Origin of the sequence: Myxococcus xanthus, assembly GCF_013116825.1 — a bacterium.
Taxonomy (GTDB): Bacteria; Myxococcota; Myxococcia; order Myxococcales; family Myxococcaceae; genus Myxococcus; species Myxococcus xanthus_B.
The window spans coordinates 12,743-35,527 of the sequence record NZ_JABFNS010000099.1; the positions used below are offsets into that span (position 1 = coordinate 12,743).

The window sequence follows — 22,785 nt, forward strand, 5'->3', positions numbered from 1 at the left end:
GGGGTTGCATTCCGGCGCGTGTCTGGACATAGATTGCAGCCATCCCCAGGAGGGATTGACGCCCCCTCCCAACGAGAGGTCAGACGCACCCTTGAGGACGCTTCGCTGAATTCCCAGGTCCGTTGACGTTCCCGCGCTGAGCCGCCTTCGGGCTGGCTTGCGCCCTGGATTCAGGAGTTTCCTCTATGTCTTCCGTGCGCGCGCACCGCGTTTCGTTCGCCTTTTCCGACGCCGTTCCTGTCCTCTCTGAAGTCGACTTCCACCTGTCCGCTGGCTGGACGGGGCTCGTGGGCGCCAATGGCGCCGGCAAGTCCACCCTGCTCCGGCTGTTGGCGGGAGAGCTGACGCCCACCGAGGGACACCTTCAGTTCGAACCCTCCGCCCCCACCCTCCGCCTCTGCCGGCAGGAGGTGGAGGCGCTGACGCCCAACATCTCCGCCTTCGCGGAGTCGTGGGACTCCGTCGCGCGGCGGCTGCACGGCCAACTGGGCCTGGACGTCACCGCGCTGGAGCGCTGGCCCACGCTGTCCCCGGGCGAGCGCAAGCGGTGGCAGGTGGGCGCCGCCCTGGCCGCGGAGCCCCATTTGCTGCTCTTGGACGAGCCCACCAACCACCTGGATGCGGAGGCCCGCACATGGCTGGTCTCCGCGCTGCGCCGCTTCCGGGGCCTGGGCATCGTGGTGTCACACGACCGTGACCTGCTGGAGTCCCTCACCACCTCCACGCTGCGCGTCCACCACGGCAGCGCGCGGCTGTGGCCCGGCGCATACACCGCCGCGCGGGCGCACTGGGAAGCCGAGCGTGAGGCTGAAATCGCCACCCACCAGCAAGCCCGCGCCGAACAACGCCGTGCGGCGCATCTGCTGGACCAGGCCCGGCGCGAACAACAGTCCGCGGACGCCGCACGGCACACCCGCAAGCGACTGAAGAACAAATACGACAACGACGCCCGCTCCATGGGCGCCAAGGTCGTTGCCGGCTGGGCGGAAGCTGGGGCCGGACGGCGCGTGGGCAATGCACGGCGCGAGCTGGAGCGCGTCAGTGAGGCCGTGGGCGAGTTCACCGCGGACAAGACGATGGGCCGCTCCGTCTTCCTGGACTACGTGCGCGCGCCGAACCCGTGGCTCTTCACGCTGGACGTGCCCGGCCTCCGCGCCGGTGACGTGGAGCTGCTGGGCCCCGTGAGTCTCTCCGTGAGCCGCGAAGCACGCGTGCGCATCGAAGGGCCCAACGGCGCCGGCAAGAGCACCCTGGTGCGCGCACTGCTGGAGAACGCGCGCATTCCGCTGGAGCGCGTGCTCTACCTGCCCCAGGACGTCAGCGCGGACGAGGCCCGGGCCACGCTGGACGCGGTGCGCGCACTGCCGCCCGAGGAACGCGGACGCGTGCTGTCACTCGTCGCGGCGCTCGGCGTGGACCCGGAGCGGCTGCTCGCCTCCGAGCAGCCCTCCCCCGGCGAGGTGCGCAAGCTCCTCATCGCCCGGGGACTGGGACAACACGCCTGGGCCCTGGTGCTGGACGAGCCCACCAACCACCTGGACCTGCCGTCCATCGAACGGCTGGAGGCGGCGCTGCGCGAGTACCCCGGCGCGCTGATGCTCGTCACGCATGACACGTCCTTCGCCCAGGCCTGCACCTCCGAGGTGTGGCGCGTGGAGCATGGCCAGGTGACGGTGACGTCCGGGTAGCCGGCACAGAGGCCCCACCTCGAGGCACGTTGAAGACGCCCAGCCACGTCTCGTCGTTCTGCCTCAGGTGCCCGACTGTCCCTGGAACCACGCCACCAGTCGTGTCAGCCCCTCCTCCACGGAGACGCGCGGCCGGAATCCCGTCTCCCGCTCCAGCGCGGAGGGGTCCGCCCAGGTCGCGTCCATCTCCCCTGGCTGCGCGGGCGTGGACTTCACCCGCGCCCGGGCGCCCAGGAGCCGCTCCAGGACAGAGAGGAAGGCCCGCACCGAAACAGGCTCGCCCCGGCCCACGTTGAGGACGCGATGGCGAGGTGCCTCTGGGGGCGGCCGGTCCAGCACGCGCACCACGGCCTCCGCCACGTCCTCCACGTAGGTGAAGTCGCGCTGCATCCGGCCGTCGCCATGCAGGGCCAGCTCGGCGCCGTCACGCAGGGCCTGGAGAAAGCGCAGGGGGGCCATGTCGGGTCGTCCCCAGGGGCCGTACACCGTGAAGAAGCGCAGGCCACTGGTGGGGAGCCCGTGCAGATGGCTGTACGCGTGCGCCAGCAGCTCATCGGCGCGCTTCGTGGCCGCGTAGACGCTGAGCGGGTGGTCCGCCGCGGCGCCCTCCTGGAACGGCGGCACCGAGCCCGCGCCATACACGGAGCTGGAGGACGCGTAGACCAGGTGCCGCACCCGGGCCGCGCTGGCCTGCTCCAGCACCTGGAGGAACCCCGACACGTTGGCGTCCACGTATGCCTGCGCGGTGCCTGCCGGCGCCCGCACGCCCACACGCGCGGCCAGGTGCACCACGGCCTCGGGGCGCGTCTCCTCGAAGAGCGCTCGCAGCGAGGCGCTGTCGGTAACGTCCACGGGACGGAAGGTGAAGCCCGTCGCCCCCGGCAGCGTGCCGAGCCGCGTCAGCCGGGCCTGCTTCAACGCCACGTCCCCGGACGGGTCCAGGTTGTCCACGCCGATGATGGCATCACCGCGCGCCAGCAGCCGCGCGCTGACGTGGTGGGCAATGAAGCCCGCAGCTCCCGTGACGAGTACCCGCATCCACCTCCACGCTCCCACGCCAGCCCCCAACACGCCACGGCGGAAGACGTGGACGCGGCGCTTCCCGTCCCCGCCACTTGCACGTAGGGTGGAGTCCCTCATGGTGTCCGTGAATCAGCTCCGCCCCTTCGCCGGTGCCTCGCTGGACGCGTTCCGGGCCGCGTCCGGCCCCGTGGCCCTCATCCAGCAGCCCGTGGAACTCGTCGGCCAGCACAGCCGGGGCCTGGCGGCACGCACCGTCGGCATGGCGCACCGCGCGTATATGGACGAGCGGCTGCTCGCCATGCTCCGCGACTTCGACAACCTGGAGGTCCGCTTCCTCCAGCCCTCTGTGGACGGCGAGGAGCTGACGGTCGGCCGCACCGAGGCGTGCGACCTGGTGGTGCCCGACCCGTCCGTCTCCCAGCATCACGCCACGCTGCGCTGGAACGCCGCCCGCGGCGGCTTCTCCGTGCGTGACGCCGAGTCCATGAACGGCACCTTCATCAACGGCGCCCCCCTGGGCTACCGCGCCCAGGTGCTGCTCCACGACGGGGACACCCTGGCCTTCGGCGACGCCCAGTTCCTCTACCTTCGCGCCGAAACCGTCTACGAACACCTGCGCCTGGCCAGCCCGAAGAAAGCCCCCTGAGCCAGCCCGAGGCTCACGGAATGGCCTGGATGGCCTCCACCACCGCCTTGCGCAGGTAGGAGCGGAGGTCCGTCTGCGCCTGGTACATGCCAATCGTGGAGACGGTGCGCGTGGGGTTGCTCCACCGCAGCTTGCCGCTGGGGCTCACCACCCCTGTCTCCAGCAGCACCTCCGCGCGGCCCATCACTTGGGCGGACGTCACGTCCACCCAGTTCAGCACCACCACCACTCCGGCCTCGGCCTCGTTGTCCTGGATCATCGCCACCACCTCTTGGATGGTGGGTGACGGCGCCTGGGAGATGCGCGTCCCCACCACCTCGAAGCCCCGCTCACTCAGCGTGGCCTGGGCCTGGCTGACGAGCACCGAACGGGGATTGCCTTCCCCCATCATGTCCTGCCGGTACGTGTAGGTCGGCAGCGCATCCACCCGGGAGCCCACCACCACCACCACCTTGCGCAGGGCCCCCGGCGGGCGAACCTGACGCGGAGCGCACGAAGCGAGCAGGAGGCAAAGCAGGACGGCCGCGGGACGGAGGACGCGCATGACGGGGAACCTGGGAGACGGGTACGAGGCCACTATGCTGGGCCCCTGGGCCTCAGTCGAACAGTCCCTGGAGGTAGAAACGTCCATCCCGTCCGTCGCGGAACACCCAGGCGGGGCCCAGCCCCTCGAAGTGGACCCGGTAGTAGTCCCGTTGAAAGGGCGTCTCCGACCACCACTCCCCGCCCAGCCGCTCCGGCCCCGTGAGCGCCGTCACCCGGTGCCGCCGGCCCGCCATGCGCGCGGCCAGCAAGCGTCCGGACTCCGCCACTTCCGCGTCCAGACACGCCGGCTCCGCCAGCAACCGGGAGGGCCGCTCCCGTGAGGCCACCGACACCGCGGCGCGCCGGGCGCCTGGCTCCAGCAACTCCGCCGACAGGCCCCGCCGCGCCTCCGGAGGCCGGAAGGCCCGTGTTCCATGGGCCGCCTCGGGCCGGTGGACCGCCTCCAGGCCCGCCGCGAAGAGCGACGCCTCCCCCAACGTGGACGCCAGCCGCGACAGCACGACTTCCAGCGCCGCGTCGCCCTCCGGCGCGTCCCCCAGCGCGAGCTGCTGTCCTCCGTCCTCGGAGTGCTCGTCCACCCGAGCGGACACCTCCGCCACCGGGTTCTCCAGCCGCAGCTCCTCCAGCCGGTGCCGCGCCAGTTCGTGCAACAGCTTCGCCCGCGCCGTGGGCCGCGCCAGCGTCAGCGTCACCTGCCGTTGCCCCGAGGGGTCCAGCTTCAGCGTGAAGGTGAGCCGCACCGCCGCCCGGCACCGCCCGGACAACCGTGCCCCCAGCCGGTCCGTCAACGTCTTGAGCGCGAAGCGCAGCGGCTCGAAGGACTCGGCCGGGAAGTCCAGCACCACGCGCTCCTCCAACACCTCTTCCAGCGCCGCGGGGACGAAGGGCGTGTCGTCCTCTCCGCGGCACCGCGCATGGACCCGTGCGCCAGCCGCGCCGCCCCGGGCCGCCACGGCCCCCATGGGCAGCGCCGCCACCTCCCCCAGCGTGGTGAGGCCCAGCGCGGAGAACGCCGCCCCCTCACGGCCTTCCAACGCGGACAGCGGCAACGGCGCCAGGGCCCGAGCACTGTCCCCTGGAGCCACCACCTCCACCCGGCGCGCGCCATGCCGAGCCACCGCGCGCGAGGTGAAGGCCTCCGAGGCCACCACCACATGCGCCCGGTAACCCAGCTCGGCGCACAGCGACAGCATCCGCGTGCCCAGGCCTTCCTCGCCGTCGCACAGGTGCGCGGCCCCCGCGTCCAGCCACAATCCGTCCGGCGCGCAGAGCTGGAACCCCGGGGCCAGTGGCAGCAGCGCCTCGCCCAGCGCCGTCAGCGCGCGCAGCTCGTCCTCCGGGCGGTAGTCGAAGTGCCGCAGCCCCGGCTCCAGCGCGGTGGCCGCCGTCAGCGTCATCCCCGGGCGCACCCCCGCCTTCAGCGCCGAGGTGGAGGCGAAGGCCACGCGGCGCTGACCACGCACCGCCTCCACCAGCACGAAGGGACGGCCCGCAAGTTCTGGGGACTCCACCACCCGGCGCTGCACCGGGAAGCGGGTGAGGTGCAGATAGGCCCTGCGCATGTCGTGCCTCAGTGCGCCGGCAGGGCCGCGTCCAGCCCCTGCCGCATGGGCGGCATGGGCGCGTCACGGCCGGGACGCTGGCCCAGGATGCCCAGCCCGTTGCGCAGCGCCCCGGACTGATCTCGCAGGAAGTCCGGCGTGCCGTCCTCCGAGTCCTCGGCCACGTCCAGCAACCGGCCGCCTCCCTCCAGCCCCAGCGCCGGGTACAGCGCGCTCCACGGCAGCTCCGCCCGCGCGCCCGTGCCCCCCTGCCGGCTGCGCACCACCTCGACCGACCAGCCGTCTCCGTCCCGGGCCTCCGTCCGCAGCCGGACCACGCCGTCCGCTGGGGACTCTGGCGAAGTCAGCAGCAGGAGCAGCCCGCCGCCGCGCGCCGCCGCGTCCGCCAGCTTGCGCGCCTCCGCCAGGGCCACCCGGCACGCGCGCCCGTCGGGGTTCACGCCGCGCGTCAGGTCCAGCACCACGCAAGCGAAGGCTCCGCTCCGGGCCAGTTGCACCGCCGCCCAGACGCGCTGCTCAGGCGCCTGCGGCCTGACGATGAGCAGCCGCTCCAGGTCCACGCCCAGGGCCGCGGCCGAGGGCGAGTAGAGCTCCCGGGGGCCGTCCACCCAGGCGCACAGCCGCGCCTCCTGGTGCGCCGCGGCCACCGCGTGCAGCGCCAGGCTGGTGCGCCCCGAGGCCGCCTCACCGCACAGCTCCACCACCTGCCCCAGTGGCAGGCCCCCCGTCGGCAGCAGGGCGTCCACCGCCGACAGGCCCGTGCGGAGCACCGCCAGGTAGCGCCGGGGCGCCGCCTGCAACTGGCGGATCCGCTCCCGAAGCTGCTCCACGACCGAGCCCGTCCCCTGCCCCGCTCCCACTCGCTGCTCCGCCGCGCTCATCTCGCCTCCTCGCCAGGCCCCTCCGGACCGGACGACCGGCGGGGCGGTCGTCCACTATCCTCGGAGGTCTGACATGCGCCTTCATGGGACGCATGGCGGTGGGTGCGTGGAGCAGACCCGCTGGTGCGGGTTCACCCGGGCATCAGCCGGCGCAGAGGACCTTCACTTCCACCTTCTTGTCGTCCGCGCGGCGCAGGCAGCTCGACTGGAAGAACAGGCGGGCCGGGTACGCTTCCGTGGAGGCTTCGTAGCGCAGGTCGCCCGCGGCCACCGAGCACCGCTCCACCTCGTCATTGGCGCGCGTCAGCTCCACCTGGACCAGCCGGGGGTCGGGCAGGTTCACCACCTCGATGCTCTGCGCCACCGTGGCCAGCTCCGCGATGCGCAGCAAGGTGTCTCGGTAGTTGTCCCGGCAGATGGAGTCGAGGTTGTCGAGCCCCTGGTCGAACGCCTCCGCCATGGCGCGCTGCCGGTGGCCAGGACCGTAGGAGGTCGGGCAGTCGACGTTGCGCACGAAGACACCATCGGGCGTCGCATCGCGGATCAGCTCCGCCCGCTTGTCGGACAGCGCCACCGGACCAATCGTGGCCCAGAGCACCTGACGCGAGGCCCCCGTTGAATCCCGAAGCTGCTGGAACATGGCGAAGTACTCCTCCACCGGCGTCAGCAGATGGGACTGCTCACTGCAGTTGTCGATGGACGTGTCGTCGGACACCCACACCGGCGGAGGGCGCTGGATGGTGCTGCAGTCTTCCTCGTCGGTGACCACCGCCACCAGCAGCCGCGCGCCGTCGCGCAGGAACCCGGCGTTGCCGTTCTCCGCCCCCGACGTTGACACCAGCGGCTCCGTCACGGCCAGCCGGACCGCCTCGAAGGGCGTCTCCTGCCCGCTGCCATCCGTCCCCTGGATCACCAGCCGGCGGAACTTCTCCAGCACGTACGGATCCGTGCCGTCGATGAAGCGCTCGTCGGTGGGGTTGCCCGCCGCGTCCGGCACGCGCTGCAACCGGCCGGACTCCCTGGTGTACTCGCGGTACTGCTCCTGCCCCTGGAACATGGCCAGCCGGTACACGGACGTGGTGATCACGCCCACCCGGAAGTCCTGCGAGACGCCGCTGCCCTCCTTCAGCGCCTCCAGGAAGGCGGGCAGCTCCGTGGCGATGGCGTTCTGCTCCTCTTCCATGGATCCGGAGTTGTCGATGACGAAGAGGATGTCCGTCTTCTGCGGCGCGATGACGGGGGACTCGCCCTCGCACTTCCCGGGGAGATTGGAGCCCGGTTCGTCGACGGGCGACCGGCACGACGTCCACAAGAGAGACGGCAACAGAAGCAGGTGGGCGAAGGGTCGGAGCTTCATGGGGAGCCTCTCGAAGAGCTGCGCACCCCGGCGGGGCGCCGCGTCAGATGCTAGGGGGGCGATCATGCCCCACCCTACGTCCGGACGCGAGACTTCCGAGGAACCCTGGAGAGGTGACGGGGGGCGGAAAAACGCACACTGCGTTTGCCATGTCCGTTTTGGTTGTTACGTTGGTTCATCCGCCGCAGAAAACCTGGAAATGTTCACTGGTTGTCGAAGGGAAAAGGCTGAATTTCATGTCCGATGAGAAGAAGAAGGGCTCCGCTGCGAGCGCTATGCCCACCGCGATGGCCCCTCCGGGGCTCATCAACAAGGAAGACATCCCGCAGGTGCTTCCCATCCTCCCCCTGCGCAACAGTGTCTTCTTCCCGGGCGGGGTGCTTCCGCTGGCCGTCGGCCGCCAGAAGACCATCGCCCTGATCAAGGACGCCGTGCGTGACGACCAGGTCATCGGTGTCGTCACCCAGCGCCGCGCCGAAGAAGAAGATCCGGGTGCCGCCGACCTCTACACCATGGGGACGGTCGCCCGCATCGTGAAGCTCCTGAAGATGGGCGAGGACAACTACTCGCTCGTGGTGCAGGGGCTCGCCCGCTTCCGCGTGGTGGAGCTGGTCCAGGAAGCGCCTTACCTCAAGGCCCGCGTGGACGCCGTGGAGGACAAGACCTCTTCGGAGAACGTGGAAGTCGAGGCGCTGGGCATCAACCTCAAGAAGCTGGCGCGCGAGGTCATCGAGCTGATGCCCGAGCTGCCCGCCGCCGCCACCGAGCTGGTGGAGAGCATCACCCACCCCGGCCACCTGGCGGACCTGATCGCCGCCAACGTGGACGTGCCCATCGAGGAGAAGCAGGCCGTCCTGGAGACGGTGGACCTCAAGGCCCGGATGAAGCTCGTGCTGGAGCTGCTCAACCGGAAGCGGGAGATCCTCAAGCTCTCCAACAAGATCGACTCCGCCGTGAAGGGCGAGATGTCGAAGACCCAGCGCGAGTACTACCTGCGCCAGCAGCTCAAGGCCATCAAGGAAGAGCTGGGGGAGATGGGCGAGGAGGAAGAGGAGCTCGACGAGCTGCAGGAGCGCCTGAAGAAGGCCAGCCTGCCGCCCGACGTGGAGAAGGTCGCCAACAAGGAGCTCAACCGCCTGAAGACGATTCCGGCGGCCTCCAGCGAGTACACCGTCGCGCGCACCTACCTGGATTGGATCGCCGACCTGCCGTGGGCGAAGCTCTCCGAGGACAACCTCGACATCGAGAACGCGCGCCAGCAGCTGGACAAGGATCACTTCGGCATCAAGAAGGTGAAGAAGCGCATCCTGGAGTACCTGGCCGTCCGCAAGCTGAAGAACGACATGCGTGGCCCCATCCTGTGCCTCGTCGGTCCGCCGGGCGTCGGCAAGACGTCGCTGGGCCAGAGCGTGGCCAAGGCCACGGGCCGCAAGTTCGTGCGCCTGTCGCTGGGCGGCGTGCGTGACGAGGCGGAGATCCGCGGCCACCGCCGGACCTATGTGGGCGCCCTCCCCGGCCGCTTCATCCAGAGCATGAAGAAGGCCGGCACGAAGAACCCGGTCATGATGCTGGACGAAATTGACAAGCTCGGCGCCGACTTCCGTGGCGACCCGAGCGCGGCGCTCCTCGAGGTGCTGGATCCGGAGCAGAACAACACGTTCAGCGACCACTACCTCGACGTGCCCTTCGATTTGTCCAAGGTGATGTTCGTCGCCACGGCGAACCAGCTCGACCCCATCCCCGGTCCGCTGCGTGACCGCATGGAGATCATCGAGCTGACGGGCTACACCTTCGAGGAGAAGCAGAGCATCGCCCGCATCCACCTGGTGCCCAAGCAGCTCAAGGAGCACGGGCTGAGCCCGGACCACATCGACATCACCGACGAGGCGCTGCTCACGCTGACCACCGCGTACACGCGCGAGGCCGGTGTGCGTAACCTGGAGCGCCGCATCGCGGACATCTGCCGCGCGGTGGCGGTGGAGGTGGCCGGCGGGAAGACGGAGAAGCAGACCATCAACGCCGACCGGGTGAAGGAGATCCTGGGGCCCGAGATGTTCTACTCCGAGGTCGCCGAGCGCACCGAGGTTCCCGGTGTGGCCACGGGCTTGGCCTGGACGGCGGCGGGTGGCGACCTGCTCTTCATCGAGGCGACGAAGATGGCGGGCAAGGGCGGCATGACGCTCACCGGCCAGCTGGGCGACGTGATGAAGGAGAGCGCCACGGCGGCGCTGAGCTACCTGCGCAGCAAGGCCGAGCAGCTCGGCATCAGCCCGAACTTCCTGGAGAAGACGGACCTGCACCTGCACTTCCCGGCGGGCTCCATTCCGAAGGACGGGCCCTCCGCGGGCGTCACCATCCTGACGGCGCTCACCAGCCTCCTGACGGGCATCCGCGTGCGTCACGACACGGCGATGACGGGCGAGGCCACGCTGCGTGGCCTGGTGCTGCCGGTGGGTGGCATCAAGGAGAAGGTGCTGGCGGCGCACCGGGCGGGCATCAAGCGGGTCATCCTGCCCGAGCGGTGCCGCAAGGACCTGATCGACGTGCCGGACCAGGCGCGCAACGAGCTGGAGTTCATCTTCGTCACCCACATGGATGACGTCCTGAAGGCGGCGCTGGAGACGCCTCCCTTCGGCGTGGCGGGCACCCCGGGCGGCGAGCCGGGCAAGGAGACTCCGCTGCCGAAGCCGGCCGAGTCCGCCCCCGAGGTCCGCGCCTAGCGCACGGCCTTCCAGCCGGTAGGAAGTGACACGGGCAGGTTCCCTTCTTCCGGGGACCTGCCCGTTGTCTTTGCGGGGCAGGTGGCGTTCAGAGCGAGAACAGGAAGTGTCGCGGCTCCGGGACGCGCTTCACCCGCAGGATGTGGCTGTGCTCCACAGGCAGCCGGGAGACGGCCTCTGGCCGGGGAACGTAGAGGATGCCGGGGTCATCCTCTCGGGTGAAGACGTACTGCCCACGCGAGCCCCTGCGCGTGCAGCCCACATCGAGGATGAGATGCCGCTCGATGTCCGCCGCATCCGTGGTGTTCCAGTTGAAGCGGGTGAGCTCCTCCACCGTGAGGCCATACATCTCCGCCACGCTCTCCAGCGTCTCTCCGTCGATGACCCGGTGCTGGGTGACACGTGCGAGGAAGCGCGGCGCGCTGGCCACCCTCGCCGCTTGACCTCGCTTCGCGGGCTTTTGCTGGGACCAGGGGCCTCCCGTCCGCACCAGCGCCAACGTGTTGTCCAGGGTGGCCCCTTCGAGGTCGGGCAGGACGTCGGCGCCCCCCTTCGGGACGCCTTTCAGGTCGATGCGGCCCTCTGAATCCGTCCGGGCCTGATGCTCGGACTGGTCGTCGAGCTGGATGCGCAGCTGGATGCCGGCAATGGGCACATCGGTCGTGTCGTCCACCACCTGAAGCCGTAGCCAGACCGGCTCCTCCACTGGAACAGGCACACACGCAGGCTGGGGAACGGAGAATGACGGCGAAACGGAGGCCTCGCGCGGCGGAGCCTGCGCCAGCCGAAGGACCCCCGAGTCCAGAAGGAGCGCGGCCTGCCGCACGACTTCGTCCACCGGCAGCGGCGCGCGCATCCCGCTGCGGTGTCCATGGATGTAGACCAGTGATTGGAGCGTCCGCTGGTTGGATGAATCCTGCGCGAACTGGCGCAATCTCCGCTCCAGCGCCCAGCCCCGCGCAGGAGTCACGAGCGTGTACCCGTTGGGCAGACCCTCATGGAGCGCGAGGACAATGTACTCGCGCAACCCGTCTTTCAGACAAGGGTGGAGAAACATGCTGTCACCTGAATGAGATGTCTCTACTTGCGGAACTTCTGGCCTTCACGAAGGTGCCGCTCCACCGGAACCAAGATGTCTGCCTTGGTGATGAAGCCCTTGCCGCCGCGGTCCAACCCCTTGTTGGGCTCGTAGCCCCTCGACCCCTTGGCGTAACAGACGAAGGACGCGTCCTTGCCGAGTGCTTCTGGACAGAGGATGCACGCGTAGACGTCACCCAGATTGTCTAAAGGAAGCTTTGACCGTGCCTTCCACATGCGGAAGTACTTGGCGACGTAGTCGAGCTGCTCGACAGCGCTCATCCGCACCAGTGCGGACAGCTTGATATCGAGCGCATCTTTTCCTTCATTGATGGCCGTGAACTGAATGAGACCGAACGCCTGATGCCCAGCCCGGTTCGGTGTATCGGCCCGGAAGGCATTGCCTGTCTCAAAGGCCATGCACGCCATCAAATCATCGGCATTCATCTCCAGCTGCTCGGCGATGATCAGCACCTTCCTCCGGAACGCCTCCGTCACATTCGGGTGGCTGCCGTAGATGAGCGTGCCTTCGATGCGGCGCGGTGTTCCCTCCAGGTCCAGGAGGATGGCAGGAAGCGCGCTGGAATGGTTGGCATTCGCCCGCTCTACCAGGCGCGCTTCAATCCGAAACCGGCCCTTGCGCCGCATCCGCTCGACGAGCGCCGGCTCCCGGAGACGCGCCACCACCCGTCCACGAGCGTCGCATTGCCCCGCAGCCCCCTTCGCGACCTCATACCGGAAGGGCACGGCACCGAAGACAACGGGCTCCGCGACGTCAGCGAAGAACTCATACAGGCGGAACTCGATGACATCCCCCTCCTTCCCATTGGGAATGTGGAGGGCCTGACAGCGGACTTCCAGGATGGACGTATCATCCGTGAGTTGGACGAACTCGGCGCGAAGTCCCTGGAGCTGGGGAACGCCTGGGTACTCCACGGAGAAGGCCGGTGGCGCTGCCACCCATTCGCCCCAGAGCCGCGCATCCGGCTTTGAGACTCGCCCCTGGATGAAGACCTTCTGGCGGATTCGAGGATCGTCGAATCGAACGAGCGCCTCGTAGTAACGCGGATTCCCATCAAGGGGCCGCGCATCCAACCGAAGCACCTCGGTCTCCCGAGAGGCCGTTGGCTCCTCGGGACGCAGGTCGTCGCAGATCGAAAAAACAGGCGAGGCCTCGCGCCAGTAGTCGAGATCCCCGATGACCTTCACGGTGATGAGCAGGTGGTTGTCGCGAGCCCCCAGCCAGACGTCCCCGAAGCGAGGCATGCGCGAAGGCCGGACCGCCAACTCCTCGGAGGCCAGTGCCGTCACCAGTTCCTGACGCACCCGATCCTGCTTCTGTCGCGCGGGAGCCCTCGCCGACGTTGGGGCCTCCAGCCACAGGTCCTCGTCCTCGAACGCGAGGAATTGCGTCTCATCGAAGTCCAGCACCGAGCGGATGGGCACGTATTCATCGGTCCCCGTCAACGAGCGCGGAATCCGCAACAAGGCGAAGCTCTTCCGGCGCAGCCAGTCCTCGGCGTCGAGGAACTGCCGTAGGAACAGGCCCCTCTCGTTGGCGTTCACCAACACCGGCCGCGAGACGGGGCCCATCAGGGTGAAGGACAGGGCCTCTCCTCGCGTCTGAGCCTCGTACCGCCAGTGGGTCAGCTCCAGAGGGAGCTCGAAATACGGATCCAGATGCTCCACCGTCGCGGTGACCGCGTGGTGCTTGAATTCGAACCCGGTCAGCTTCGGCTTCGGGCACACGCACGCCCTTGGCTGCTCCCACACCACGTAGGGCCGCGCCTCCCCCTCGATGTCTCGGACCACTTCGAGCCGCAGGTCGAAGGCGTACTCGTCCTGAATGGGCTCACGCCATGGCAATCGGAGACCGTCCCCACTCCAGGCGCAGCCAACTCGCCAGTCCTTCGCGCCCAAGTCGGAAGAGCCCCATTCCAGCGCGGCATAGCGCTGCTCCTCTGAAGCCATCCTCGGCGCCACGCCACGCTTCGGCTCCACGGAGTGGTAGATGGAGAGCCGAAGCGTCGCGCCGGTGAAACGTGCATCCATGTCCGGCTTCAAGTGGAACCGCCGGCCAAACAGGACAGGGACGCTCAGGTCGAGCCCCCTGAGTCCCAGGGGAATGTCGAACTCGAAGGGCTTTTCGAGACAGCATTCCTGCGCGAAGGGGAAGTCGGGGACGACGGTCATCTCCGCGTGGCCCCGGCCGAAGAAGCTCGCCTCGTAGATGTCCGCCTCGAACTCCAACGTGCATGACCTGCCATTGACACGCAGTGGGACGTTGACCAGCGTGTACTCCCGCGCTGGCATCCCACGCGCGTGCGTCTTGATCAGAACGCTGCAGACCGTGTCCGCCGGAAGGTTCTTGTGCGTTCCCTCCAGGACGAAGGCAATCCTGTCCTGAACGGACCGGTAGCTCTTCAGCGAGAGCTTGAGTTCCGTGGGGGCCACGGCGACGAGATAGAAGACGCCCTCAGCTCCCGGTTCACGCCGAAGCTCGAAGCGCTCGCCGCCAGCAGGTGACTGTGAAGCAACGGCTGTGTCCGCCATCACCCTTCCCCCTTCATGGGCACGGCCCCCAGGTCGTCTGACCACCACCACAGATTGGGGCGAATCCGCACGTCGTCGTGTACCCGGGGCACGATCCGCTCGGGCAACGAGAGCTTCAGCTCCCGAGCAAGATCCGCGTCGTTCTTATGAATCGGGACGACACGGAGCACGTATTCCCTGGCGCCCTCCAACGCGGCATCGACGTCATTGAGATCCACGTCCGCATGGAGCACCCCTTCCACATCCGTCAGACCTTGCCCTTGGCGCTCCGGTTTGTAGACAACGCTGCCCTTCTTGAGCTTCAGCGGAAGCCCGGGCGGGCCGCCTGGCAGCGACGGACTGGCGAGTTCCAATCGGAGGGGTCTGCTCACCGGGACGGCCTCCGTCATGACGGCGACCTTCAGGCTGAAGGCCTCATGGAAGTGAGACCGAGCTTCCAGCCTGGCGTTGCGCTGCATGGTGTAAGCACGGCCCTTCGCGGGCTGGACGTCGATCCGTTCATGCCCCAGGGGCACATGCTTGTTCACCACCTCGGCGGTCGGGATGAGAATTCGCCCCTGAACCTGCGCATCCTCGAACCCGAAGGTCCGCACCACGCACCCATTCTGGATGACGGACTGACGTGCGGCGGCTTCATCGAGGGAACTGTGGCCCACCTTGATGATGGGTCGAGCCTTCTCCCAGAAGGTCCGATTCCCACCCAGCAACCGCGAGGAAAGCTGAATCCCCCGGGCGGTGACGAACACCTTGGGCGCTTCGAGCGAAGGGATGTGAAGGACCTCCGACACCTCGGTGGACCACACCTCCAGCGCCCCCGCTTTGGCGCCGCTCCGCAGCGCGTCGAGCGTCACAGGTTCACACCGGCTCCCCAGCGTATCCGCCGTCGCCAGACGCGGGTCCCGCGCGCTTCCCCCGTTCGGGAAGAACGCGCCGAACTTCACATGGACCTCATGGGTCCCTGGGATGCCCTTCCGCAGCTCCGAGAAAGCAGCGCTGGCGTCGAACCGGATGACAAGTTCACCAGGATGACGTCCCTCCGCTGGCGCTGGGACTCGGACGCGAATCGCCCCCTTTGCCGCGTCCTCCAAGGCGGTGAACCAGCCATCCTCTCGAACCTTTTCGGCGGCATCCTTCAAACGCCGGGCATTCGTGGCCGTGAGCACGATGGACAATCCGTCCTCGGCCAGCGCGGACAACGCCAGCAACTGCTTCTCTGAATACGCGCACTGGACACGCTCCACCGCCTCCACGAGCGCCCAGGCCAACGGAGGCTCTGTCTTGGAAGCAGCGGCCTTCAAGAAGGCGCGGTAAGTGAAGTGCCGCGTCACATACGTTTCCAGCTTCTTGAGCGCCCCTTTCTGAATGAAGCCGTCAACGACGCGGAGTCCGGAGGACTCATTGAACGCCGAGTCTTCCCGTCCCTGTACGGGGATGGCCACACGGGCCAGTTCGAACGCAGGTGCCTCCGGGTGCAGCCCTTCCTGCTTCGTGGCCTTCGCCCATGCGCTCAGAAGCACCCAGCCCCGAAGAAGCTTTGGGCAGTTCTCCCTGAAGGGAATACGCCAGGAGAACGTTCCATCCTTGTGAGACTCGGGAGCGTAACGAGCCGAGGAAACAACCTGGCTCCCAGGAACCTCCGTCGACTCGCGCCCACCCAGCAACACCGGCAGGAGCACCTCCAATGTCGCGGCTCCCACGAGCCGGGCACCCGGCATGTCGAGCGTGCAGGCCCCCCAACCCGGCAACTCCACCTGTGCGAAGAAAGCACCCTCGGTGCAACTTCCGCTCGCGAGGAAGCAGCGTGTGCCCTCGTGCAGCACATGCACTTCCACCTCGTCGTCTCCGCTCCCGCGCACCACGGCCCCCACGTCCAGGAGTTCCCCCACCCGGCATGCGGGATGAGCGCTTCGTGCCGGGAGCCACCCCACCGCGAGCACATCCTTCGAGTTGCTCGGGCGCCAGGCCGGCAGGTCCGAGAACCGGACGAGGCCATGTCGAACCATGAGCATCAGGAGCCAGGCGAAGGTGACGGGGTGCGGGTTGTCGACCAGCCCCTTCGCAGGCAATTGGTCGACGTCAGGCGCCACCGCGAAGAGCGCCTTCTTGCCACCGTTGTCCCCCTCGGGCCCGAGGAAGGGCACTTCCTCCGGGTGGGCCCAGAATCCGACTGCCTCCGCATAGCGCCCCAGCAGCCTCTTGGCCTCGTCCGGCTGCTGGATGTCGGCGATCTGGCTCCCCATTCGAAGCTGACCGTGAATCTCCAGGTGCTTCATCACCTGAACGACGATGCTCTCCGGCAACCACTCGTTCAGGTGCCTGAGCACCACGTTTCGCCAACGGACGGATGCCAGCCTCTTGAAGTGCTGGAGTTCCTGCGCGAGTGCATCCTGAGCACCACCGCCCACCTGCAGCAGAAAGCCGGAGCCGTCGGCCGGCTCCACGAAGATTCGTCGAGCCCCAGCCGGCAATCGCACGTTGAGACGGCTCTGTTTTCCATCGTAAGCGACGTACCGTTCGCCCAAGGGAGGCTCGAAGGTCAGCTTGAGCCAGTAAGTCCCTTCAGGGAGCGCGTCCTTGTAGTTGGTGATGACAAGCTCCGCGGGAAACGAAGGCTCGCCGACATCACCAGGCGCATCATCGGACGAAAACGCGAGCGCGCGAGGTGAGCGAAGAATCTCCTTGAGCGCGCCGTGGTGATACGTCTGCTCGAAGCGGGAGAGACACTCCTCTTCGGGGTTCCCGGCAGCGTGAATCGACTTGGGCGCCAGCTTCATCAGCGCGTCGAGTTCTCCCTTCGACGGGTCGAAGAAGTTGTTCTGGTCCGCCTCCTCGAAGACCTTGAAGAAGTCACCCAGCCCCAGCGCGTCCTTCGCGAAGTCGAGGAAGGCCTTGAGTTGCCCTGGCTCGGAGGGCGCCAGGATTTCCCAGTGGACGAAGCCATCCCCAATGGCCTTGCTCCTGCTGTCGACGTAGCCAAGGACCGCGCCAGCCTCCAGCTTGAGCAAGGGGTGGCGCAGCGTCACCATCCGCCCCTCGCGCAGTGCTTCATGGATCCCCGTCAGGTCCTGGTCCGCCGGCCTCCAGAGCGCTCGGACATCATCCCCCTGTGCCTCTCCCAGGCGCAGTGTCTCGGGCACGCCCAATCCCGTCCCCACGACGGAGTAGCTTCCCCCCTTCTTCTCGACGACGTCCGCTCCCGCCTCCGGCAGGGACTCCTGCAACCACCGAGTCTGGCGAAACGCCTCATGCGCCGGATCAACCACCGTCAGCGCGCCGTGGCGCCGCACGAGCAGCTTCAACCAGTCCACGTTCCGGTATGTGTCCGAATCCTTCCAGTCCGGAGGAACGAGGTGCATGTAGAGGCTGTAGAATGTAAAACGCCGCGGCGGCTGGCCCTCCGTCTTCACTGCCTCTTCGACATCGTGCCGGACGAGGACGAAGGAGTTGTGGTTGCCCGTGAATTCCCGGGCCAACTCGTGCGGCTGCGGCCCATCCTCGACACGCTCCTTTTCTTCGAGGGGAGCAGGCAGGCCATGGGCCAACCGGACGGCCACCACGTAACCTGGGGCAAAGCAGCGAACCTCTCGCACGCCGGCCCCGGCTGCGGAGTTCGTCGTCCGCTCGCGCGCCGAGAAATGCGACGCAGGCAGGTGGATTCCCGAATGCAGATTCCGGCGCATTCCCAATGGGAAGAGCCCACCGGGCGGCATCTCCGTCTCCGTGAGGGCGTAGCAGTTGATGGGCCGGAAGCGAGTATCCCCGTGGTCGAACGGATACGCGACCGTGCGCATCACGTTGGTTTCAAGAAAACCAGACGGGACGACGGTGGGGCGGAGTGAGTAGAGAAAGGCTCCGCCCTTGTGCTCGTCGTGGCGGTAGTCCATGAACAAGTCGTCAGGCACCGCGCTATAGGTGTTCTCCTCGAACAGCTTGCGGGCACGAATCAGGACTACGGACGCCTGCGCATTCTCCCAGTCGCCTCTGCGTACCCGGATGAGATCGTGCTCACCCGTGACCTGCTTCTTTGCGATCGCATTCAGATCCGTTCCATCCCTCGAACCAGATTCGGGAGGGAAGAAAAGACCGCTTCCTTTCTTGTCACCAATCTTTTTGTTCTGTGTCGCCGGATCAGCAACCACCAGCCAGAGATGACGTCCGGAAGCATCCACCAGCCAAGCGAATCCGACAATCAGAACAAGATGAATGGGCTCAGTCTTATTCGCGGAGAATCCCGAATAAAAGATGACCGGATTATTGGCGACAAGCGCCTGGAGAATCAGCGATAATTTCCCCTCAATCAAATTCGGATCGTTCGCAATTCTCGCCGCCTTCCTGCGCCGATCCTCAAGCGAGCATGGCAGAACATGGCCGTATGCAAACCCAAGCACCTTGGAGGCACTGTAATCACCCGCCTCGAACGCATGCTTGTCCTCCATTCCGAACTGCGGAGGAGACACACTCGAGATAGGAACAGGAACAGGGCTGCGATTCGAGACCGAATACCCACCCAGATTGGCATTGAAGGGTGGGGCTGTGGGCTTCGTATGGAACGCTCGCTGCCCACCCGGATATCGCAGATCCACAAACTGCCCCGGCTTGCCTCCGTCCCAGTGCGTCACGAAGCGAGAAGCAAAATCGCCCCCTTGAACCACTTGGTAATAGTTATAGGCCATTGCACTGGCTGTCCGCCCACACCAATCCCCCGGCCCTTTCGGGTAATGCTGCCCGAGCAATGGGACCTTCAAGATATGATATTCGTCCAGCGCAGACAAAAGCTGCCCTGGGAACTCATAGTCCCACAAGGCCGGATATCGATTTTTCCGAGACACAACGCGCTCCCCCATGAGTGCGTTCACTCAATTCATCTCTGTGCACTCCCCCAGCGCACCAGATCAATTCTTTGCTTCAAACATCCCGACGGCAGCTCAAAGCCGTGACCAACCCTGCGTCAGGGACCACCTTCCAGGCACTCCCCGCCAGTGTCGGGATACTTCGAAAACGCATATGTATAGGCGGCCTTTCCCAAGAACGCGATGTCCGCTCCGGGCTCCGGCAGTTTGAAGCGCTCTTGACGCGCGTGCCGCCCGTAAAAGTCTTCGATCGTCAGGTCGAGGCCGTTCTCACTCTTCGATGCAGCCGTCACCCAATACCGCTCCAAGCCGCCACCCGGGCCCTCGATGACGACGAGCACCCGCCCATGAATGTCACGCCTCAACAACAGCTTGTAGGGTCTCTTCAGACAAGCGTTCCATCGCACCCTGGGAACGCCATCCTCACTCTCCAATGACAGCAACGCCCATTCAGAGGAAATTTCCGCAACGCCCTGTGCCGCAGCCTCGCTCAACACGTATCGCCCGAAGGCTGGCCACAACTCGTTCTTCGAAGGCATTGCGGTCTCTGAGAAGAGAGCCCTATCTAGGGAGTGGGTGATTGCGGAGGTGACCTCCTCCAGAACCTCGCCCTGAACATGAACCTCCTGAGTCCTCTCGAAGTGCTTGTTGTCAAATCGGAACCGACCCCGGTAGACCGTCAAGGTCTCCGCCGCGCCAAACGCGATGACAAACAGATTCTTCTTCGTCTCGGCCCGAACCTTGACGCCGTCGACAAAGAGCGCGCTCGTACCCCGGAGGCACCGAGCCGGATCATTCACCGTGCAGTCGAACTCGAACGGCCTCCGCAGGCTCGGTTTCTTCAGCCGCGCGACGGCCTCCAGGTTGCGCTCGAAGAACAACGTCGCCAGCTCTTTCTGGAGGCCCGCGTCCTCCGGAGCCAGCGTGGCGGCACGCAGGGCGCTCTCCTCTCGCTGCAGCAACGTCCGCTTCGGGTCCTTGGCCTCCGCGGCGAGCTTCTCCACCGAAGGCTTCTCGGGGCCCAGAAACGCCCCCACCACGAAGCCTTCCGCCTCTCCGCAGCGCACCCGGGCCCAGCCCCCCTCGAGGGACTCCAGTGTTCGGCACTCCGTCCCGATGGGCAGCTTCTGGAGGACCTCCGCCGTCTTGCCGGCTTCCTTCCGCAGATTCACCGAGGAACCCATCACGTATGCCGGCGGCGGCGCTCCCCCTGCGGCGGCCACCAGCAGACCTAGCAGCATCGTCTTCATGCCCTGTCCCCCTCCCCCTCTGTTGAAGACACTCGCATGCCAGTCCGACGCAGATTCATGAGGAGTTGTTCTACTCAGTGAGTCGAATAAGACCGCGACGTGGGCTTCCACACCACCCCATCAACAAGGGAGACTACGCAGTGACGCTCCTTTCTTGGCATTTCAAGCACCATGCCGAAGACCTTTCTGTTGCTGGGACTGGGACTCGCCCTGTGGGCAAGGCCCGCCGCATCCTCCGAGCCCACCTCTGTCGCTCCCGCTCCCACATGGCCCGCTCCGGGCGCGCCCCTCACCATTTCCGAGGTGCGCTTCCCCAAGGACTTTGGAAAGCGACGCATCTACCTGGACGCGGGGCACGGCGCGGAGGGGAACACCGGCAACAAGGGCGTCACCTGCGAGGACGAGGAGACCTTTACCCTCCGAGTGGCGGAAGACCTGGCGAAGCGGCTGGAGGCAACCGGCCACTTCCAGGTGCGCCTGAGTCGCAGGCCGGGCGAGCGCGTCCCCTATCCCACCCGCGTCACCGCCGCCGAGCGGTGGCGCGCCCATGCCATGCTCAGCCTGCACTCCGACTCGCGAGGCACCGCCACGCCATGGTCTCCAAATCCGGACCAGGAGTGCAACCGGCAGGACTCAGCCCCTGGCTTCACCGTGCTCTGGTCCGAGTCCGCGGAAGCCACCGCGCTCCTCCAGACCGGACGTGCGGGACTGGCCCGCGCCCTGGCGCGCAGGCTGGGCCAGGCGGGCTTCCCGCCCTATGACGGCGTGGACTACGAGGGTCTCTACGCCATCGACACCGCCCAGCCTGGCGTCTTCGTGGCCCGAGAGCCCACGCACAGGCAGATCTTCGTCCTGCGAAAGCCGCGCATCCCTTCCGTCATCATCGAGACCCACCATGCGCTCGACTTCGAGGAGGTCGCACGGTGGCGCGAGCAGCGGACGCTGGAAGCCTTCGCCGCCGCCGTGGCCCAGGGACTCGTGGATGTGCTCGCGCCGGAAGCGACCTCCCAGCCACGCACACCCCGCCCCCGCTGAACCCGAGCCACAGCATCCCCTGACATGCCCCAGGCCATCCACCGGACCTCATGGTGGATGGCTCGCCATTCATGGGTGCGCGGGCATGGTGGCGTTGCCATCCAGGCGGAGTCCTCGCTCATCCCTCGCCTTGCTGTCCCGCCGACTCGTTCCGCCCGGTGGCGACGCCGACGTGTTCGACAAGGCGGCGTGCCAGCGTCTCCACCTGCGGTTCCCTGAGCACACTGTAGTGGTCCCCCGGAACGTCCTCCACGGTGAGGCCTGATAGCCCCCAGCGAGCCCACCCGTGGGACGGCTCTACCGCCTGGGAGCGTTGCGCATCCTTCGCGCGCAGCAACAACACGGGGCACCGAACGGGACCGGGACGGTAGGCCGCCAACGCCCTCAGGTTCGCGCGAGTCACGTCACGCCAGGCACGGAGCGTTGACGCCTCGACCTCGGGAGGCAGCCACCCTGCCTGTCGCGCATGCTCGACAACGGCGGCGAATTGCGCCTCTTCGGTCAGGCCCGAGAGCGCCTCGGGGCGTAGGGTGGACTCGACACCTGCCGTCCGTGCCAGGTCCATGGCCATCCCCGCGAGCAGCAACGCCGCATCGGGTTCCCGCGAGGGCGCGTTCTCGTCGGGAGCGAAGCTGTCCAGCAGGACGAGGAGCGCCACGGACTGCCCCTGACGCTCCAGCTCTCGCGCCATCTCGAACGCCACCACCCCACCCAGGGACCAACCCCCCAGTACATAGGGGCCCTTGGGCTGACGCTCGCGCATTGCATCAACGTAGCGGCGGGCGAGCGCCTCCACCTGCTCCAGGGGAGGCTCGCGTCCATCGAGCCCCGCGGCCTGGAAGGCGTAGAGAGGCCGCTCGCGACCCATGCTCCGAGCCAGCGCACGGTACGGCCCCACGGCGCCGCCAACAGCGTGCACGAGGAACACAGGCGTGCCGGCACCTTCAGGCTGCAATGCCACACAATCACGCGCGCCCCCTTCCGTGTCCGAACTCAGCAGCCAGACCGCGAGCCGCAACACTGTCGGCGCCTCGAAGAGCGCGCGCAGCGGCATGTCCACGCCCAGCTCCGTGCGGACACGTGCCACGACTTGGGTTGCCAACAACGAATGGCCTCCCAGTTCGAAAAAGTCGTCATGAAGACCGACACGTGGCACGCCCAACACCTCCGAGAAGATGCCCGCCAACACGCGCTCTGCGTCCGTGCGCGGCGTGACGAAGGTCTCGGTGGCAACGCGCGACCGCACGTCGTGATCAGCCAATGCCTTGCGGTCGACCTTGCCGTTGGGCGTCAGCGGCAGCGCCTCCAGCACCACCACCACCGACGGCACCATGTACTCCGGCAGCTTCTGCCTCACGTACTCCTTCAGTGCCCCTCCCTCTCCTCCAGGCGCCACCACGTACGCCTCCACCCGCTTCTCCTGCCCCGCTCCCCTCACCACCGCTGCCGCTTCCTTCACCTGCGCGTGCTGCTTCAGCGCCTCCTCCACCTCCCCCAACTCAATCCGGTACCCCCTCACCTTCACCTGCGCGTCCCGGCGCCCCAGAAACTCCAGCAGCCCACCCTCCTGCCACCTGTCTCTGATACACATCTCCGG

General features: G+C 67.2%; 14 protein-coding genes. 4 read left to right on the plus strand and 10 right to left on the minus strand.

Annotated elements, in window-relative coordinates; all coding sequences use genetic code 11:
* Positions 1–185 precede the first annotated feature (185 nt).
* A complete protein-coding gene (locus HNV26_RS25585; protein WP_171443501.1) occupies positions 186–1,688 on the plus strand; it encodes an ATP-binding cassette domain-containing protein in 1,503 nt (500 codons plus the stop codon).
* Between the two features lie 63 nt (positions 1,689–1,751).
* On the opposite strand, the gene HNV26_RS25590 is transcribed toward HNV26_RS25585, so the two are convergent.
* Positions 1,752–2,726: an NAD-dependent epimerase/dehydratase family protein gene (locus HNV26_RS25590; protein ID WP_171443502.1), complete on the minus strand. Its 975-nt coding sequence runs from the start codon at positions 2,724–2,726 to the stop codon at positions 1,752–1,754.
* 100 nt (positions 2,727–2,826) lie between these two features.
* On the opposite strand from HNV26_RS25590, the gene HNV26_RS25595 reads away from it, so the two are divergent.
* Positions 2,827–3,357 carry an FHA domain-containing protein gene (locus HNV26_RS25595; protein ID WP_171443503.1) on the plus strand — a complete coding sequence of 177 codons (531 nt, stop codon included), beginning with the start codon at positions 2,827–2,829 and terminating at the stop codon, positions 3,355–3,357.
* Between the two features lie 13 nt (positions 3,358–3,370).
* Here HNV26_RS25595 and HNV26_RS25600 read toward each other — a convergent pair whose 3' ends face one another.
* From HNV26_RS25600 to HNV26_RS25615, 4 genes are all read right to left on the minus strand, one after another.
* Entirely contained in the window at positions 3,371–3,901 is a 531-nt protein-coding gene (locus tag HNV26_RS25600) for a hypothetical protein (RefSeq protein ID WP_253817024.1), read from the minus strand.
* A 52-nt stretch (positions 3,902–3,953) separates the two neighbouring features.
* On the minus strand, positions 3,954–5,465 hold the full coding sequence (locus HNV26_RS25605; RefSeq protein ID WP_171443505.1) for a Y-family DNA polymerase: 1,512 nt from the start codon (positions 5,463–5,465) through the stop codon (positions 3,954–3,956).
* 8 nt (positions 5,466–5,473) lie between these two features.
* Positions 5,474–6,346: an ImuA family protein gene (locus tag HNV26_RS25610; RefSeq protein ID WP_171443506.1), complete on the minus strand. Its 873-nt coding sequence runs from the start codon at positions 6,344–6,346 to the stop codon at positions 5,474–5,476.
* Positions 6,347–6,488: 142 nt separating this feature from the next.
* Complete coding sequence (locus tag HNV26_RS25615) at positions 6,489–7,703, minus strand: vWA domain-containing protein (protein ID WP_171443507.1); 1,215 nt, start codon at positions 7,701–7,703, stop codon at positions 6,489–6,491.
* Between the two features lie 236 nt (positions 7,704–7,939).
* Between HNV26_RS25615 and lon the strand changes: the two genes are divergently transcribed.
* Positions 7,940–10,423, plus strand: a complete 2,484-nt coding sequence (gene lon / locus HNV26_RS25620) for an endopeptidase La (RefSeq protein WP_171443508.1) — start codon at positions 7,940–7,942, stop codon at positions 10,421–10,423.
* 88 nt (positions 10,424–10,511) lie between these two features.
* Here lon and HNV26_RS25625 read toward each other — a convergent pair whose 3' ends face one another.
* From HNV26_RS25625 to HNV26_RS25640, 4 genes are all read right to left on the minus strand, one after another.
* The gene (locus tag HNV26_RS25625; RefSeq protein ID WP_171443509.1) at positions 10,512–11,480 is read right to left on the minus strand and encodes a LysM peptidoglycan-binding domain-containing protein; all 969 of its coding nucleotides are present in this window, start codon (positions 11,478–11,480) and stop codon (positions 10,512–10,514) included.
* A 23-nt stretch (positions 11,481–11,503) separates the two neighbouring features.
* Positions 11,504–14,053 carry a hypothetical protein gene (locus tag HNV26_RS25630; protein ID WP_171443510.1) on the minus strand — a complete coding sequence of 850 codons (2,550 nt, stop codon included), beginning with the start codon at positions 14,051–14,053 and terminating at the stop codon, positions 11,504–11,506.
* On the minus strand, positions 14,053–18,726 hold the full coding sequence (locus HNV26_RS25635) for a hypothetical protein (protein ID WP_253817025.1): 4,674 nt from the start codon (positions 18,724–18,726) through the stop codon (positions 14,053–14,055). Before HNV26_RS25635 ends, HNV26_RS25630 begins: the two co-directional genes overlap by 1 nt.
* Before the next feature lie 275 nt (positions 18,727–19,001).
* A complete protein-coding gene (locus HNV26_RS25640) occupies positions 19,002–20,153 on the minus strand; it encodes an SH3 domain-containing protein (protein ID WP_253817026.1) in 1,152 nt (383 codons plus the stop codon).
* 171 nt (positions 20,154–20,324) lie between these two features.
* On the opposite strand from HNV26_RS25640, the gene HNV26_RS25645 reads away from it, so the two are divergent.
* Positions 20,325–21,188 carry an N-acetylmuramoyl-L-alanine amidase family protein gene (locus HNV26_RS25645; protein WP_171443512.1) on the plus strand — a complete coding sequence of 288 codons (864 nt, stop codon included), beginning with the start codon at positions 20,325–20,327 and terminating at the stop codon, positions 21,186–21,188.
* Between the two features lie 118 nt (positions 21,189–21,306).
* On the opposite strand, the gene HNV26_RS25650 is transcribed toward HNV26_RS25645, so the two are convergent.
* Positions 21,307–22,785 (minus strand): alpha/beta fold hydrolase (locus tag HNV26_RS25650; RefSeq protein WP_171452892.1); only part of this gene is annotated, 1,479 nt, incomplete at its 5' end.

What these genes read in the sequence shown, in the direction of transcription:
- HNV26_RS25585 (WP_171443501.1), top strand. Translation starts at nt 186, where the DNA reads ATGTCTTCCGTGCGCGCGCACCGCGTTTCGTTCGCCTTTTCCGACGCC.
- HNV26_RS25590 (WP_171443502.1), bottom strand. Translation starts at nt 2,726, where the DNA reads ATGCGGGTACTCGTCACGGGAGCTGCGGGCTTCATTGCCCACCACGTC.
- HNV26_RS25595 (WP_171443503.1), top strand. Translation starts at nt 2,827, where the DNA reads ATGGTGTCCGTGAATCAGCTCCGCCCCTTCGCCGGTGCCTCGCTGGAC.
- HNV26_RS25600 (WP_253817024.1), bottom strand. Translation starts at nt 3,901, where the DNA reads ATGCGCGTCCTCCGTCCCGCGGCCGTCCTGCTTTGCCTCCTGCTCGCT.
- HNV26_RS25605 (WP_171443505.1), bottom strand. Translation starts at nt 5,465, where the DNA reads ATGCGCAGGGCCTATCTGCACCTCACCCGCTTCCCGGTGCAGCGCCGG.
- HNV26_RS25610 (WP_171443506.1), bottom strand. Translation starts at nt 6,346, where the DNA reads ATGAGCGCGGCGGAGCAGCGAGTGGGAGCGGGGCAGGGGACGGGCTCG.
- HNV26_RS25615 (WP_171443507.1), bottom strand. Translation starts at nt 7,703, where the DNA reads ATGAAGCTCCGACCCTTCGCCCACCTGCTTCTGTTGCCGTCTCTCTTG.
- lon (WP_171443508.1), top strand. Translation starts at nt 7,940, where the DNA reads ATGTCCGATGAGAAGAAGAAGGGCTCCGCTGCGAGCGCTATGCCCACC.
- HNV26_RS25625 (WP_171443509.1), bottom strand. Translation starts at nt 11,480, where the DNA reads ATGTTTCTCCACCCTTGTCTGAAAGACGGGTTGCGCGAGTACATTGTC.
- HNV26_RS25630 (WP_171443510.1), bottom strand. Translation starts at nt 14,053, where the DNA reads ATGGCGGACACAGCCGTTGCTTCACAGTCACCTGCTGGCGGCGAGCGC.
- HNV26_RS25635 (WP_253817025.1), bottom strand. Translation starts at nt 18,726, where the DNA reads ATGGCCTATAACTATTACCAAGTGGTTCAAGGGGGCGATTTTGCTTCT.
- HNV26_RS25640 (WP_253817026.1), bottom strand. Translation starts at nt 20,153, where the DNA reads ATGAAGACGATGCTGCTAGGTCTGCTGGTGGCCGCCGCAGGGGGAGCG.
- HNV26_RS25645 (WP_171443512.1), top strand. Translation starts at nt 20,325, where the DNA reads ATGCCGAAGACCTTTCTGTTGCTGGGACTGGGACTCGCCCTGTGGGCA.